This is a genomic window from Pedobacter frigidisoli, from assembly GCF_032678525.1.
Classification (GTDB): domain Bacteria; phylum Bacteroidota; class Bacteroidia; order Sphingobacteriales; family Sphingobacteriaceae; genus Pedobacter; species Pedobacter frigidisoli_A.
This window is the reverse complement of the sequence record NZ_JAVTSE010000004.1, coordinates 325,384-340,766: the sequence shown is the minus strand read 5'-3', so window position 1 is coordinate 340,766 and position 15,383 is coordinate 325,384. Positions and strand designations below refer to the sequence as shown.

The 15,383-nt window shown below is 40.5% G+C and carries 15 protein-coding genes; 10 read left to right on the top strand and 5 right to left on the bottom strand.

Annotated elements, in window-relative coordinates; all coding sequences use genetic code 11:
• Nucleotides 1-2: 2 nt before the first annotated feature.
• The 3 genes from R2Q80_RS13385 to R2Q80_RS13375 are packed head-to-tail and all read left to right on the top strand — an operon-like array spanning nt 3 to nt 2,645.
• Nucleotides 3-887 carry a hydroxypyruvate isomerase family protein gene (locus R2Q80_RS13385; protein ID WP_316800075.1) on the top strand — a complete coding sequence of 295 codons (885 nt, stop codon included), beginning with the start codon at nt 3-5 and terminating at the stop codon, nt 885-887.
• 10 nt (nt 888-897) lie between these two features.
• Nucleotides 898-1,770: a sugar phosphate isomerase/epimerase gene (locus R2Q80_RS13380; RefSeq protein ID WP_316800074.1), complete on the top strand. Its 873-nt coding sequence runs from the start codon at nt 898-900 to the stop codon at nt 1,768-1,770.
• Between the two features lie 5 nt (nt 1,771-1,775).
• Nucleotides 1,776-2,645, top strand: a complete 870-nt coding sequence (locus tag R2Q80_RS13375; RefSeq protein WP_316800073.1) for a sugar phosphate isomerase/epimerase — start codon at nt 1,776-1,778, stop codon at nt 2,643-2,645.
• 69 nt (nt 2,646-2,714) lie between these two features.
• Here R2Q80_RS13375 and R2Q80_RS13370 read toward each other — a convergent pair whose 3' ends face one another.
• Nucleotides 2,715-3,722, bottom strand: a complete 1,008-nt coding sequence (locus tag R2Q80_RS13370) for a lamin tail domain-containing protein (RefSeq protein ID WP_316800072.1) — start codon at nt 3,720-3,722, stop codon at nt 2,715-2,717.
• 49 nt (nt 3,723-3,771) lie between these two features.
• On the opposite strand from R2Q80_RS13370, the gene R2Q80_RS13365 reads away from it, so the two are divergent.
• The 6 genes from R2Q80_RS13365 (at nt 3,772) to R2Q80_RS13340 (ending at nt 9,831) form a co-directional block, all read left to right on the top strand.
• Nucleotides 3,772-4,761 (top strand): aspartate-semialdehyde dehydrogenase, encoded by a 990-nt coding sequence (locus tag R2Q80_RS13365; RefSeq protein ID WP_047798580.1) that lies wholly within the window; start codon nt 3,772-3,774, stop codon nt 4,759-4,761.
• A gap of 56 nt (nt 4,762-4,817) precedes the next feature.
• The gene (locus R2Q80_RS13360) at nt 4,818-5,420 is read left to right on the top strand and encodes a CDP-alcohol phosphatidyltransferase family protein (RefSeq protein WP_316800071.1); all 603 of its coding nucleotides are present in this window, start codon (nt 4,818-4,820) and stop codon (nt 5,418-5,420) included.
• Nucleotides 5,421-5,511: 91 nt separating this feature from the next.
• A complete protein-coding gene (gene dacB, locus R2Q80_RS13355; protein WP_316800070.1) occupies nt 5,512-6,915 on the top strand; it encodes a D-alanyl-D-alanine carboxypeptidase/D-alanyl-D-alanine-endopeptidase in 1,404 nt (467 codons plus the stop codon).
• A gap of 38 nt (nt 6,916-6,953) precedes the next feature.
• A complete protein-coding gene (locus tag R2Q80_RS13350; protein WP_316800069.1) occupies nt 6,954-7,844 on the top strand; it encodes an alpha/beta hydrolase in 891 nt (296 codons plus the stop codon).
• A 250-nt stretch (nt 7,845-8,094) separates the two neighbouring features.
• Nucleotides 8,095-9,390, top strand: coding sequence for a phosphopyruvate hydratase (eno, locus tag R2Q80_RS13345; protein WP_047798582.1), 1,296 nt, complete (start codon nt 8,095-8,097; stop codon nt 9,388-9,390).
• A 141-nt stretch (nt 9,391-9,531) separates the two neighbouring features.
• Complete coding sequence (locus R2Q80_RS13340) at nt 9,532-9,831, top strand: FtsB family cell division protein (protein WP_047798583.1); 300 nt, start codon at nt 9,532-9,534, stop codon at nt 9,829-9,831.
• On the opposite strand, the gene R2Q80_RS13335 is transcribed toward R2Q80_RS13340, so the two are convergent.
• Both R2Q80_RS13335 and R2Q80_RS13330 read right to left on the bottom strand, forming a co-directional pair.
• A complete protein-coding gene (locus R2Q80_RS13335; protein ID WP_316800068.1) occupies nt 9,832-10,452 on the bottom strand; it encodes a trimeric intracellular cation channel family protein in 621 nt (206 codons plus the stop codon).
• On the bottom strand, nt 10,439-12,523 hold the full coding sequence (locus R2Q80_RS13330) for a hypothetical protein (RefSeq protein ID WP_316800067.1): 2,085 nt from the start codon (nt 12,521-12,523) through the stop codon (nt 10,439-10,441). Before R2Q80_RS13330 ends, R2Q80_RS13335 begins: the two co-directional genes overlap by 14 nt.
• A gap of 147 nt (nt 12,524-12,670) precedes the next feature.
• Between R2Q80_RS13330 and R2Q80_RS13325 the strand changes: the two genes are divergently transcribed.
• Nucleotides 12,671-13,405: a murein L,D-transpeptidase family protein gene (locus tag R2Q80_RS13325; protein WP_316800066.1), complete on the top strand. Its 735-nt coding sequence runs from the start codon at nt 12,671-12,673 to the stop codon at nt 13,403-13,405.
• Nucleotides 13,406-13,460: 55 nt separating this feature from the next.
• Here R2Q80_RS13325 and fabG read toward each other — a convergent pair whose 3' ends face one another.
• Together fabG and R2Q80_RS13315 are read right to left on the bottom strand one after the other, a co-directional pair.
• Nucleotides 13,461-14,204 carry a 3-oxoacyl-[acyl-carrier-protein] reductase gene (fabG, locus tag R2Q80_RS13320; protein WP_115404211.1) on the bottom strand — a complete coding sequence of 248 codons (744 nt, stop codon included), beginning with the start codon at nt 14,202-14,204 and terminating at the stop codon, nt 13,461-13,463.
• Between the two features lie 98 nt (nt 14,205-14,302).
• Nucleotides 14,303-15,379, bottom strand: a complete 1,077-nt coding sequence (locus R2Q80_RS13315) for an agmatine deiminase family protein (protein ID WP_316800065.1) — start codon at nt 15,377-15,379, stop codon at nt 14,303-14,305.
• Nucleotides 15,380-15,383: the final 4 nt, after the last annotated feature.

The following is a 15,383-nucleotide window of genomic DNA, read 5'->3' as shown; positions in this document are numbered from 1 at the left end:
CCATGAGCCTGAACAGAAGAAATGCTTTAAAGAACATCATTGCAGGAACTGCTGCAATTGGTGTTTCTTCCGGTTTAACTGCTTTAGCAGCAGAACAGCCAGAAGTCAATAAAACCGAAGCTTTGAAAGGAAATATCAATCATGCTGTATGCCGCTGGTGTTTTAGCACGCTGGATGTGGAAACGTTATGCACTGAAGCGAAGAACATGGGTATCAAAGGCATTGATCTGGTTGGTCCGAAAGACTGGCCGACACTTAAAAAACATGGCCTGGTATCCACCATGTGCAACGGTGCAGAAATCAATTTAGTTGATGGCTTTAATGACAAACAATTTCACGAAACGCTGATTAAAAATTACTCCGCAATGATCCCCCTGGTTGCCGAAGCTGGTTATAAAAACCTGATTTGTTTTAGTGGAAACAGGCGGGGAAAAGACGATGAAACCGGATGGAATAATTGTGTTGAAGGCCTGAAGCAATTGATGCCATTGGCAGAAAAACATGGGGTGGTGCTGGTTATGGAATTGCTCAACAGCAAAATAAATCATAAAGATTACCAGTGTGATAAAACCGCCTGGGGAGTTGAACTATGTAAACGTCTGGGCTCCGAAAACTTCAAACTGCTTTACGATATCTATCACATGCAAATTGATGAAGGCGATGTGATCAGGACCATAAAAGAAAATCATCAGTATATTGCGCACTACCACACCGCTGGTGTTCCGGGAAGGAATGAAATCGATGAAAGTCAGGAGCTTTATTATCCAGCGATAATGAAAGCTATTGCCGAAACCGGTTTCAAAGGTTATGTGGCGCAGGAATTTATACCAAAAAATGCAGATAAACTGGGCTCATTAAAAAAAGCAATAGCCATCTGCGATATTTAAGTCTGGCATTATGTTAACAAGAAGAAGTTTTATACTCAGTAGCAGTATGGCTGCCGCAGCAGCATTATTAATCCCGTCTTTTGCCTGCTCAGGTGAAAAGAAAAACGTAGGATTACAGCTCTGGTCGCTAAGGGATGAGCTACCAAAAGATGTTAAAGGAACGATTGAAAAAGTTGCAAAAGCTGGGTTCACTCAAATAGAATCGTACGGTTTTTCCATTAAGGATCAATTCTGGGGCTTATCGCCGGTAGACTTTAAAAAATTGCTGGAAGCGAATAACTTAACCATGCCAAGCGGTCATTACAGCTTAACCAGTTTTTTATCAGAAGGTAAAACCGAAGAACTGGAAGCTGCTATTGCTGCGGCTAAAGTGTTGGGAAGCGACTACGTTACAGTGCCCTGGCTTGAAGAAAGTATCCGAAAAAATGCAGATGATTACAAGACATTAGCTAAACGCTTAAACCTTGCCGGTAAAATGTGTAAAGATGCCGGATTAAGGGTAGCCTATCATAACCACAATTTCGAGTTCGATAAACAAGGTGATACCACCGGGTATCAGATTTTGCTAAGTGAAACAGACAAAAATCTGGTAGACTTTGAACTGGATTTATACTGGGTGGTTCGTTCTGGTAATGACCCGCTTAAATTATTTAAAGAAAACCCGGGACGTTTCACCATGTGGCATGTCAAAGACATGGACAAAACAGATCCGGCTTTAAATGCTGAGGTTGGAACCGGCTCGATTGATTTTAAGCCGATTTTTGCGGAGGCAAAACTTTCGGGCATGAAACACTTTTTTATAGAGCACGAGAGTAATTATAAGCCAAATCCTATGGAATCTGTAGCAGCAAGCTGCGCATACGTTAAAAAAGAATTAATTTAAATACCATGAATTCTAGAAGAAACTTTATTAAGCAGGCAAGCTTTGCCGCTGGTGCTGCTTTGCTTATCCCCTCTTTTGCATTCGATAAAGCGAGTAAAAATGTTGGCTTGCAATTGTATACATTGAGAGACCTTTTGCCTACGGATGTAGCAGGTGTAATTGAAAAAGTTGCGCAGGCAGGTTATAAAGAAGTGGAAACTTACGGTTTCTCGAACGGAAAATTCTGGAATTTAACCACTAAGGAATTTAAATCATTATTAGATGCCAATGGCTTAAAAGCACCAAGCGGTCATTACGGAATAGACGATTTTGTGAAAACAGGCAGTACCGATAGGCTAAAAGCAGACATTGAATCTTCAGCTGCTCTTGGAGGCAAATATTTTACCATTGCAGGGGCTCATGTGGATATGACGAAGGGTGCAGATGGCTTTAAGAAAACTGCTGCTGATTTCAATAAGGTTGCAGAAATTGCAAAAGCTTCAGGCTTAAAATTTGCCTATCACAACCACGATTTCGAGTTCAAAAAATTAGGTGATACCACAGGTTATGATGTTTACCTTCAGGAAACCGATAAAAACCTGGTGAACTTCGAAATGGATTTATATTGGGTAGTCCGATCTGGCAACGATCCGCTGGCACTGTTTAAAAAATATCCTGGCCGCTTCCCAATGTGGCATGTGAAAGATATGGATAAAGCCAAACCAGAATTGAATACAGAAGTTGGTAAAGGTTCTATCGATTTCAAAAAAATATTTGCGCAGGCTAAATTATCAGGAATGCAAAACTTTTTTGTTGAGCACGAGAACAATTATCAGCCAGATCAGATCGGGTCGATTACCACAAGTTGTGCCTACATTAAAGCCAATCTGATATAGTAAAAAGCACTGGTCTTAGCCAGAGTTTAAGACCAGTGCTTTTGATTTGCGGAAATATAATGCCTTTAACTAGTTTAGCTTCCCCGCCAGCACACAGGTATTTTTAAAACGTTTTGTGGAGCCCTTCAGGTCAAAAACGTCAAATACCACAACATAGATCCCGATGCCGGCTTTCAATCCGCTATCATCAAGCCCATCCCAGCTTAAAGTTCCACTAGTGCCTATCGTTTGATTTTTCAACAGTTTACGGATCAGCCTCCCTCTATCAGTGTAAATGTTTACTGTTGCCAGCATCGAATTTTCTGCAAACTGATAATCCAGGTTTAGGATGTCGTCATAACCATCTCCATCAGGTGAAAAGGTTTTACGCGTTAACCGCACAAAGTTTTCTTTTCCCGAGACTTCCTGAGAGTTTTTGTAAGTCGGTGTAGCGAAACCTGCTACCGCAGCTGCAGATTTAAAATTGGCAGGATCATTAGTGTCCACACTAAAAGAAACCCGTTCTATCGATATCCCGTCTTCATCCTGAATAAGGGGATGATGAACCTTTGCACTGTAGTTTAACCGGTCAATGATCACATTGTTACTTAAGAGCACTACCGAGCCCTTATCGTTGCTATAGGCAGGCAGACTGCCAATTTGTACAAACTGAGCAGGAAATCTGGCATGGTAATTTTCTTTAATATTGGCCTGATTACTCGTAATTACATAATAACTTCCTGCCGGGATCATCAGCTTAACTGCAGAAACATTTTTAATACTGGCCGGTTCACCTGCAGAATTTATGTTGGCCAGCTGAAGGTCCTTCAAATCTATTTCATGACTGGAATTGTTGTATATCTCAACAAAATCAACCCCACCGGGCCGCGGATTAAACAATACTTCAGAAATCAGAATATCGCCTTTACTGATTATCCGCAGAGGAATATCAGGCCTAAGGCGGCTTCTGTGAACCAGCTTTTCTGGGATGGGTGGCCGGATCATTCTATCCTCCTGTTCGTTAGCAGAAACCAGATTGAGAATATTTAAAGCAAAATTAACGTGTAACAATAGGGATATAAGCTTAATTTTTACCATATTTGGACTTATATCAAATGTTTAATAAATATAATAATTAAAATTTAAAATGAAAGTAGCAGTAGTAGGTGCAACCGGATTGGTTGGTACCGTAATGTTAAAAGTATTGGAGGAAAGAAATTTCCCTTTGACAGAGTTGATTCCCGTAGCATCAGAAAAGAGTGTTGGTAAGGAAATTACTTTTAAGGGTAAGAAGTTCCCAATCGTTAGCATGGATACTGCAATTGGCATGAAACCCGATATCGCGTTGTTTTCTGCCGGTGGAAATACTTCTTTAGAACATGCACCACGCTTTAAAGAAGCAGGAACAACCGTAATTGATAATTCATCTGCCTGGAGAATGGATCCTGCAGTTAAACTAATCGTTCCGGAAGTGAATGCACACGAGCTGTCGATCGATAACAAGATCATCGCAAACCCAAACTGTTCTACCATCCAGATGGTTGTGGTATTAAAACCTTTACACGACAAATACAAAATCAAACGTGTGGTCGTATCTACTTATCAATCGGTTACAGGAACAGGCGTTAAGGCTGTTGATCAGTTAATGAACGAGCGTGCAGGTATTGATGGCCCTAAAGCTTATCCATACGAAATTGACCTGAATGTTCTTCCCCATATCGATGTTTTCATGGATAACGGTTACACGAAAGAGGAAATGAAAATGGTGAAGGAAACGAACAAAATCATGAGCGATAACAGCATTAAGGTTACTGCAACAACCGTTCGTATTCCGGTAATGGGTGGTCACTCTGAATCAGTAAACATTGAATTCGAGAATGATTTCGACCTGGCAGAAGTGCGTAGTATTTTAGAGAAAGCGCCAGGTGTAATCGTAGTAGATGATGTTGCCAACTTAAAATACCCGATGCCGAAAGATGCACATGAAAAAGATGAAGTATTTGTAGGCCGAATCCGCAGGGATGAATCTGCACCTAAAGCTTTAAATCTTTGGATTGTAGCCGATAATTTGCGTAAAGGCGCTGCAACAAACGCAGTTCAGATTGCTGAATACTTAATTCAAAAAGAATTAGTTTAAAATAAATAAAAGCCCTTCAAACTAACACTGAAGGGCTTTTTTATGCGCTCTCTAAAATGAAATATATACCTGTTGCATTAATTTATGCCCGGCTCCTCATTGGTTTTTCAATCGTTTTACTGAGCCTTATTGCCTTTCCCTGCTATCCTGCACTAGCGATAATCTTGCTGTCGATTGGTTTACTCACCGATGTTTTCGATGGCATCATTGCCCGGAAACTCAACATATCTTCAGAGAAACTCAGGCGTTTAGATTCTGGTGTGGATCAGGTCTTTTTTATTTCTGTTGCAATTGCAACCTATATCCAATGTCCTGATTTCTTTAAAAACAATGTACTGAAGCTTTCCATTTTGATCGGTGCTGAGGTTTTAACTTACGTAGTCAGCTATATCAAGTTCAAAAAGGAGATAGCGACCCACTCTATCGGGGCAAAAATCTGGACTTTGTTTTTATTTGCCTGTCTGGTAGAGATTATGGCACATTGTCAATCAGGAGTACTGTTTGAGCTCTGTTTCTGGATCGGACTGCTCACCAGAATCGAAATCATCGGGATGGTATTGGTGCTAAAGAAATGGACCAATGATGTGCCTACCATTTATCACGCAATAAAACTTAGAAGTGGTAAGGAAATCAGGCGTAATAAACTGTTTAATGGTTAGCTTTTACAATAGGCCAACGTTCAACAGTAACAATCAGGAGAATTATACATAATTTCGTAATTACAACACACCATTCTTTGCTACTTACGAAATGAAATTTTTTAATCTCTTAGTCCTCTGTCTTTTTTCTTTTGCCACAGCAAATCCACAAAGCAGAATACAAAATCTGGAAAAAGCCTTTACCAATTTATTAGCTGATGATCAGGCGAGGCATGCCATCACTTCGCTATGTGTGTTAGATGCCAATACCGGTAAAACCCTTTTTGCGAAAAATGAGCAGATTGGTCTGGCTACAGCCTCAACACTTAAAACGATTACTGCAGCGACGGCGTTCAGCATTTTAGGAAAAGATTTTCAGTACCAGACTACCCTGGCCTATTCAGGTACCCTTACAGGCGGAACTTTAAAAGGAAACCTGATCATCATCGGCAGCGGAGACCCCACATTGGGATCATGGCGCTATCAAAACAAAGAAAACAATGTTTTAATGCAATGGGTTTCGGCAATTAAATCTGCCGGTATAACAAAAATTGAGGGTACCATCATTGGCGATGACCGCATTTTCGGTACGCAAACCACCCCTGAGGGTTGGGTATGGCAAGATATTGGTAATTATTATGGCGCAGGCACATCGGGCCTGGCCTGGAGAGAGAATCAGTTTGACATACACTTAAAACCAGGCTCAGACACCGCTCAGGAGGTTAAAATTCTCAAGTCTGTACCTCAAACCCCTTACATACAAATTATAAATGAGCTAAAAACCGGGGCATCGGGTACAGGCGACAGAACCTACGCATTTCTTCCTCCATATAGCAATATTGCTTACCTGCGTGGTAGCTGGGCTATGGGGATTGGTAAATCGGGCATCTCCGTCGCACTTCCAGATCCTGCCTATGATTGCGCCTACCGCTTGCATGATACATTGAAAAGACTCGGCATTTCTGTAAGCCAGGAGGCCACGACCAGCAGATTAATGAGTTTAGAAAAACTGCCTATCCCATCAGTCACTCAGAAAATCAGTACCATCACCTCTCCCCCTTTAAGTGATATTGCTTATTGGTTTCTAAAAAAGAGTATCAATCTTTATGGAGAAAGCCTGCTTAAAACCATTGCTTTAAAATCCGGCAAGCCGGCAACAACGGTCAATGGCGCCGAAACCGAAATTAACTTCTGGGCAGACAAAGGCATTGATAAAACGGCTTTGAATATCATTGATGGTAGTGGACTATCACCAGGAGACCGCATCACCACTTCAGCAATGGCAAGGGTTTTATTTCAGGCTCAGAAAGAGAACTGGTTTCCTGATTTCTACAAAGCTTTGCCCGAATATAACGGGATGAAAATTAAAAGCGGAACGATAAACGATGTATCTGCATTTGCAGGTTATCATACAGACGCATCAGGTAATAAATATATAGTGGTAATTAACATCAACAATTATAGTGGAAGCGGCATTAACAAAAAGTTATTCAAAGTTTTAGACGAGTTGAAATAAACGGATGTTTCTCTGTTAAATTAATCAAAAATTGAATCTTGCCAGTAAAATTTCATTCAAAAAAATCTAATCGTAAAACCATTGCAAACAGAATTTTGAATTTAGATGTTGATATTACTATGGATATCACCTTATCGAAGCAAAACAACCAATCTAAAGAGGATAAAGTAACATATACATTTGGCGATCACGTACATGTTGTTAACGACGCCTTTTTTATGCCACAACTGGATAAGTACCGGAGAATCTGGATTTATCTGCCAAAAAGCTACAAGCATTCAACCAAAAAATACCCTGTGCTTTACATGCACGATGGGCAAAATCTGTTCCATGCTACGCCGCCCAGAAACGACGAGTGGGCAGTGGATTCAGTAATAGACGGCCTCATCCGGGATGGAGAAAAGGAAATGATTGTTGTTGGGATTGATCATGGAGAGCAGGACCGGATGAATGAATACAACCCATACGATAGTGAGCAAGAAAAAGGAAAAGGAAAAGCTTATGCTCAATTCATTGCTGAAACACTAAAGCCCTATATTGACTTAACGTACAGAACCTTAACAGATGTCAAAAATACCGCTATTGCGGGCAGCTCAATGGGTGGATTGATATCCATGTATGCCATCTTAGCTTATCCGGGAATATTTGGCGCCGCTGGCATTTTCAGCCCTTCATTTTGGGTGGCACCTGATATTTTTGAAGACGTGAAGGATCATTTAACTGCACTAAAAAACAGGAAAATCTTTTTTGTTGCCGGAGATAAGGAAGGATCAAAAATGATTGATAATGTCAGAAAAGTCTATGATCTCCTGAGCCACGATGCTACTACCAACCCGAATATTGTATTTGTTGAAAAGGAAGACGGCAAACATACCGAGTGGTTCTGGCACCGGGAGTTCGCTTCATTCTATCAGTTTATTGCACAATAAATTCCATTATAAACGCCCCGGTTAAAGCCAAGATCTTAATGATTCGACCCCGTATGACGACCAGTTCCTGCTCATCAAAACCCTTGCTGATTAATTTAAAGTTAACACACCATTAAGTCGTACCACTATCCTAACATTAACGCTCAAAACGCTTTATTTATTTAAAAATAATACTAACTTTGGTGTTACGCTTAGTAATTGTATTTTGTACACTAAGCAGGTTAAAAAATCAACAAAAAATCAAATAGAAATGAGCATAATTGTTAATGTCCATGCAAGACAAATCCTCGATTCAAGAGGTAATCCAACAGTAGAAGTAGAAGTAGTTACAGAAGCAGGCGCTTTTGGCCGTGCAGCTGTACCAAGCGGTGCATCTACCGGACAATATGAAGCTGTTGAATTACGTGACGGAGATAAATCTACATATTTAGGTAAAGGCGTTTTAAAAGCTGTTGAAAATGTAAATACTAAAATCGCTGAGGCGTTAAGAGGTATCGATGTTTTTGAGCAAAACGCTATCGATAAATTAATGTTAGAACTTGATGGTACTGAAAACAAAGGTAACTTAGGTGCAAACGCAATTTTAGGTGTTTCTTTAGCGGTTGCAAAAGCTGCTGCCGACGAAATTGGTCAACCTTTATACCGTTACATCGGTGGTGTAAATGCCAACACTTTACCAATCCCAATGATGAATATCATCAACGGTGGTTCTCACTCTGATGCGCCTATCGCATTTCAGGAGTTTATGATTATGCCGGTTGGTGCACCTTCTTTTTCTGAAGCTTTACGTTGGGGAACTGAAGTATTCCATAGTTTAAAGAAAATCCTTCACGATAGAGGCTTATCTACTGCTGTGGGTGATGAAGGTGGTTTCGCTCCTACTTTCGATGGTACTGAAGATGCAATTGAAACCGTATTAAAAGCGATCGAAACTGCAGGTTATAAACCAGGTTCACAAATCTGCTTAGCGTTAGACTGTGCTTCATCTGAGTTCTATAAAGATGGCAAATATGATTATACTAAATTCGAAGGTGCTACCGGCGTAATTCGTTCAAGCGAAGAACAAGCACAATATTTAGCTGACCTTTCTGCGAAATATCCAATTATCTCTATTGAAGATGGCATGGATGAAAATGACTGGACTGGCTGGAAAAGCTTAACCGACAAAATTGGCGATCACGTTCAATTAGTGGGTGATGATTTATTCGTAACTAACGTAACCCGTTTACAACGCGGTATTGACGAAGACACTGCAAACTCTATCTTAGTAAAAGTAAACCAGATCGGTTCATTAACTGAAACCATCAACGCGGTTACTTTAGCTCAAAACAGTGGTTACACCTCTGTAATGAGTCACCGTTCAGGCGAAACTGAAGATGTAACCATCGCTGATTTAGCGGTTGCCTTAAACTGCGGTCAGATTAAAACAGGTTCTGCTTCACGTTCAGACAGGATTGCAAAATACAATCAATTATTACGTATCGAAGAAGAATTAGGTGAGAACGCACGTTTCATCGGTTCTAAATTCAAATACGCTAAAAAATAAATCTTATTCCTTAAAGGAATTAAGAAACCCCAGGCAGTATTTTTGCCCTGCGTGTTAAGAAGTTGAAAAACTTAGTTGGAGAACATCCGGAGATTTATAATCTTCGGATGTTTTTTTATACATTTACGTTGATAAAAAACCATGAAACGTTTAATAGACCTTTTCCGGAATAAATACTTCCTTGCAACCGCTGCCTTTGCTGTATGGATGCTGTTTTTCGATAAAAACGATATGATGTCGCAATACGAATACCGAAGCCAGGCCAATAAATTACAGGAAGAAAAGGAATACTTTGAAAAAGAAACCGCACAGGTTAAAAAGGATTTAAACGAACTCAGCACCAACCTTAACACTGCAGAAAAGTTTGCCCGCGAAAAATACTTCATGAAAAAAGACAATGAAGATGTTTTTGTAATTATCAGGGAAGAGAAAAAAGACTGATCAATACTCAAACTTCGGTAACGAAAGCTTAAACCTTACGGCGATAATTCTGAACACAAATATAAAAGCCACTACCGCCAGTTTCGCTACCACACTCTCTACATTAATTTTGACCAGCAGAAAGTAAATCATACCGCCCAGAATACAGGCAGATGCATATATCTCTCTTCTAAATACCAGGGGAATGGTATTCAGAAGGGTATCTCTGATAATTCCACCAAAGCAACCGGTAATTGTACCCAGTGTAATACAAATTCCCGGATTCAAACCGAAAGCAATTCCTTTTAACAATCCAACCATTGTAAATAAACCCAGTCCCAGGCTATCGAACAGAAAAAGTGTAATCTTCATTTTCTGCACGTGGGTTTTAAAAAACATCGTCATCAGGGCCGTGAATAAAATCAGCAAACAGGTTCGCATGTCGCGCATCCACGCAACAGGGGTATCCCCTATCAGTAAATCACGAACCGTTCCACCACCTATGGCGGTAACAAAGGCAATAATTAATACACCAAAGGGATCGAGCTTGCGCTGCATAGCGGTGAAAGTACCAGATATGGCAAAGGCAATGGTTCCTAAAACATCAATAACTTCGGATGTAGAAATGTTAATGTTCACCATTTCGTTTACGTAAAAACCACTCCAGGCTTAATAATAACATAATAACCGCAAATAACCACCTCATATTAATCAGCTCATTATATTTACGGTCTTCGTAGCTTATGGTTTTGATGTTATCATTCCGGAGAATCTCATCAGCAATTTTCAATAAATCTGCAGGCATAAAAAGCTTCCCGTTAGTTTGTCGGGACATCGTATTCAGCAACTGATGATTGGCAGTGGTTTGCTGAAACTCCGCAATTAAAGCATTCACATAAAAACTACCTGTGGCAGTAAATTTCTGCCCGCCTATTGATGTGCTGGCGACATATGAATAATTTCCAGCCGGCATTGCTCCAGCATCTAACTGATACGCATGCTCAGTTTTAGAGAAAACATAATTGAATACTTTTCCTGCACCGTTTTTTACCTGTAGATTAACCTCCGGTTCGTTTACCGGCTGGTAACTTTCATTATAAAGCGTACCATTGAACTGAATAGATTCGTTTTCATCGTAAGCGGGTTTTGAGGTAAACACTTTAAATCTCCTCCTGTCATCTTTTACCGACAGGTACTGAATGGTTCTTGAAATTAAATCATTTACCGCTGACTGCTCGTTCCGGCTTTCAGGTTCTGATAACTTCCAGCGCCAAAGTCCCTCGCCCATCAAATAACCTGTTTTTAACCCATTTTCATTTGCAAAAAACATTAATGGCTGTTGGGTATTCACTTTACCAATACGCTGATTAAAAATGGCTGTAACGCTGGCATTAACGGTGAGCCTGCCAAATGGGCTAATCAAGGGATCAAATGAGGAAAATTGCTTTTTGTCTTCCTCAGCGATATTAAAACTGGTGAAGCCATTTGAAATATCAGCATAAACTTCCTGAGTAGAACCATTTGACGAAGATAAGTTAACCTGATTTTGAATTTGATTAAACGCATTGGCATTGCTTTGGGCTCCAACGATATACCATACAGGTTTTTTAGCTGCAATCACTTTCTGCAAAAATGAAGCAGAGTTACGCTCAGCATCCGGTAACTGATAAAGTACGATCAGATCAAACTTTGAAGGCTCTACGGTGCTCAAATCATCACCCAGCACCAGTTTAGCTTCGTAATGCTTATTCATCGAGACAGCGTCTTTCAATACGCCTAAATCAGGATGTGGGGCCGAAGCAGCCAGCAAGACTTTTTGTCTCCCGTCGATGACCTCCACATAAAAGGTATATGCATTATTTCTGGTAGTAATTTCGTTCTGAAGCTTACCCAATTGAACCGTGTATTGCTGCACGCCGGTTTTGCCAGCGTGTAGCTTCACGGGAATGGTTTTTACAAAAGCATTCCCATTGATGGCAACAGTTTGCTGTGCCACTTTAGTCCCGTTCCCACTAACTGTTAAAGCGGCCTGCTCTCCATCACTTTGAAATGCCTGAACCTGTACTTCAATGGTAAAGTCATCATCCAGGTAAACCATGTTGTTGTAGTTTACATTCGAAACTAGAACATCACGCTTGGGAATACTGTCGCCCAATGCCACCGTATAAACCGGAGCATTAATCTGGTTGATGCTGTACAACAGGTTTCCCCCGCGATTGAAAATACCATCCGTTGCCAGAATAATTGCCCCGACATTCCTGTTGGTATACTCATCTCTGATCTTCTGAAAGAAAGCGGCACCATCCGTAAGTTTCCCCTGGTAACCAAAATTGAAACCCTCGGCCACCGAATCACCAAAATGGTAGGTTTTCACCTCATATTTATCGGAAAGTTTATCCTGCAGGGTTTTAAGGTTCTGCTCATATAATTTCTGGTCGAAACCACTGGCCTTAACCTGACCAACCGAAATAGAATTATCCTGACCAATGATAATTACAGGTTTATCAAGTGTATAATTGAGCGATTTAATCAGCGGTGCAAACAATAGCCAGGCAATTGCAGTTACCGCGAGCGCCCGAAGTGCTGTTAACCCGTATTGAAGCTTTTTGCCAAGATTTTTATTTCCTTTGTACAGTATCCATGCGTAAAGAACGCCTAAGGCAAGGCAACCCAGAAAATACAAAATAGAAGTACCGGCAAAAAAGCTGTTCATATTTTATAAAGATGCTAATTTTGATGATGAACCGCAAAGGCCGCGAAAGATTTAATTTGCCCGGGAGCACAGAAACAAGGAAAGAGATTCTATGTTTTCCATCGCAAAATTTACATGAAATGATTAGCTTTATCCAAACCTGTTACGATGAAATTAACCTGTTTAACAATACTATTATCCATCAGTATAATGGTCAAAGCACAAAATAACTTTAAGGCTAGCCAAATTACCTTTGAGCGGGTTCAGAAAGCATACGTGGAGAAATGGGACACCATGTCGGGCTTTATTAAAGCGGCTGGTTTTGGTCAGGATTTTTCGATGCTCATAAACGCATACAAATCAGAAGGAAAACTCGAGATATGGTTAAAAGGTAAAACAGATAAAAAATATTCATTATTCAGAACCTACGATTTCTGTGCCCATTCGGGTACACTGGGCCCCAAAGTGATGGAAGGAGATAAACAAACCCCTGAAGGATTTTATTACATCAATGCCTTCAATCCGATGAGTAGTTTTCACTTGTCGCTCGGCATTAACTATCCCAATTCAGTGGATCTGGAGCGAACAGGAAAAGACATAAAGCCCGGTAACGACATCTATATTCATGGCAACTGCGTTACGGTTGGCTGTATTCCCTTAACTGATGAAAAGATTAAAGAGGTCTATATTATGGCCGTAGAGGCAAGAAATGCCGGACAGGAACGGATAGCGGTAAATATCTATCCCTTCAAAATGACAAGCGAAAACCTGGCGAAATATGCTGCTCAGTACCCTGCACAACTCAGCTTCTGGAAAACGCTGCAAAAAGGATATGTGGCTTTTGAGACGAACAGAAATATACCTGACATTAAAGAAGTTAAAGGACGGTATGTTATCAAATAAAAAATCCTGCTAGCTTTTTAAGCAGCAGGATTAAACTTTTCATATTAATTCTTCACTACAGCATTCCGCCGCAAACGGATAAGGTTTGTCCGGTTACATAAGCACTCATATCTGAAGCCAGGAACACACAAACATTCGCAATATCTTCAGTTTCACCAGCACGTTTTAAAGGAATATCCTTTTCCCATCCGGCAACAACCGCAGGGTCTAAAACCTCAGTCATTTCAGTACGGATGAAACCAGGTGCAACCACATTGGCGCGGATATTTCTTGAACCCAATTCCTTCGCCACTGATTTAGTAAAACCAATAATTCCGGCTTTTGAAGCAGCATAATTGGCCTGACCAGCGTTTCCCTGCACACCAACAACCGAACTCATATTGATAAATACGCCTTTACGGGCTTTCATCATTACTTTTGAAGCCGCTTTGGTTACGTTGAAGATCGACTTCAGGTTGATATTGATTACATCATCCCAGTTTTCTTCACTCATACGCATAAGCAAACCGTCTTTGGTAATACCAGCATTATTCACAACAATGTCAATCGTTCCGAACTCGGCCACAATATCATTGATCAACTGCTCTGCCTGATCGAATTTCGATGCATCAGAGCGATATCCTTTAACCTTTGTTCCAAAGCTTTGCAATTCCTGTTCTAATGCTTCGCCTTTTTCTACTGATGATAAGTATGTAAAAGCCACATTAGCACCTTGCTCAGCGAACTTTTCAGCTATTTTACGACCGATACCTTTTGAAGCACCCGTAACCAATGCTGTTTTTCCTTCTAATAATTTCATTATGAAATGTTGTAAAGTTGAAATATTTTAATGTTGTAAAGTTAACAACTCTCGTGAAGATCTCGTTAAATTGTTTGCATTGAGTCCGCTTCTATGAATTAAATCGCTGGCTCCTGCTGACTTAAGCAATGGAAACTTCCCAATCCCCAGATAATGTCTACAGAATTGATCCCAACCACTTTTCGGTCCGGGAAACATCCCTGAATAATCTCTAAAGCTTTCTGGTCATTCACGTCATTGAAAATAGGAACAATTACCGCCGAATTAGCGATATAAAAATTAGCATAAGAAGCTGGCAAGCGGGTATCGTCAAAAATTACCGGTGATGGCATCGGCAGTTCAACGATAGTCAATGAGCGGCCGTCTTTCAGTTTCATGGCTTTTAAGGCTTCCAGATTTTCCTGTAGCAGAAGGTAGTTTTCATCTAATGGATTAGTTTCCACTACAGTTAGAACGGTATCCTCATTAACAAAACGGGTAATATCGTCAATGTGACCATCCGTATCATCACCTACAATTCCATCGCCCAACCATAAAATCTGCTCCTGTCCGTAGTATTCCAGCAAATACTTTTCAATCTGTTCTTTGCTTAAACGCGGATTGCGGTTCTCGTTTAGCAAACATGCCGTGGTTGTTAGAATTGTCCCGGCACCATTAAACTCCACCGATCCACCTTCCATTACTATGTTGGGGTTAAACAAAGGCAAATCAAATTCCTTGGCTATTTTGGTAGGCACTACATCATCGAGGTCAAATGGTGGGTATTTACCCCCCCAAGCGTTGTAACCCCAATCAACCACGGCCTTTTCACTACCTTTCAGTAAAAAAGCAGGACCGTGGTCACGGCACCAGGCATCATTGGTTTCATTAAAATAAAACTCGATTTGCGATAAATCGGCATCAGCTTTTTTTAATTCTAAAGTTGCAAAAGCTTTCATGGCCTCATCCTTAACATTGATGCGCACTTTTTCACCTTCAGCTACTGCTTTAATAAACTGGCAGTAAGGCCCATAAATGGTTTCAATTTTACCAGGCCAGCTCGCCTCTTTATGTGGCCAGCTTAACCAGGTGGCTTCATGTTTTGCCCATTCTGCAGGAAAGGAATATCCCTGTTTCTTAGGGGAATAATCAAACTGATTGATATTTAAGTTTTCTTTAGGAGGAAAATTTGACATGGGT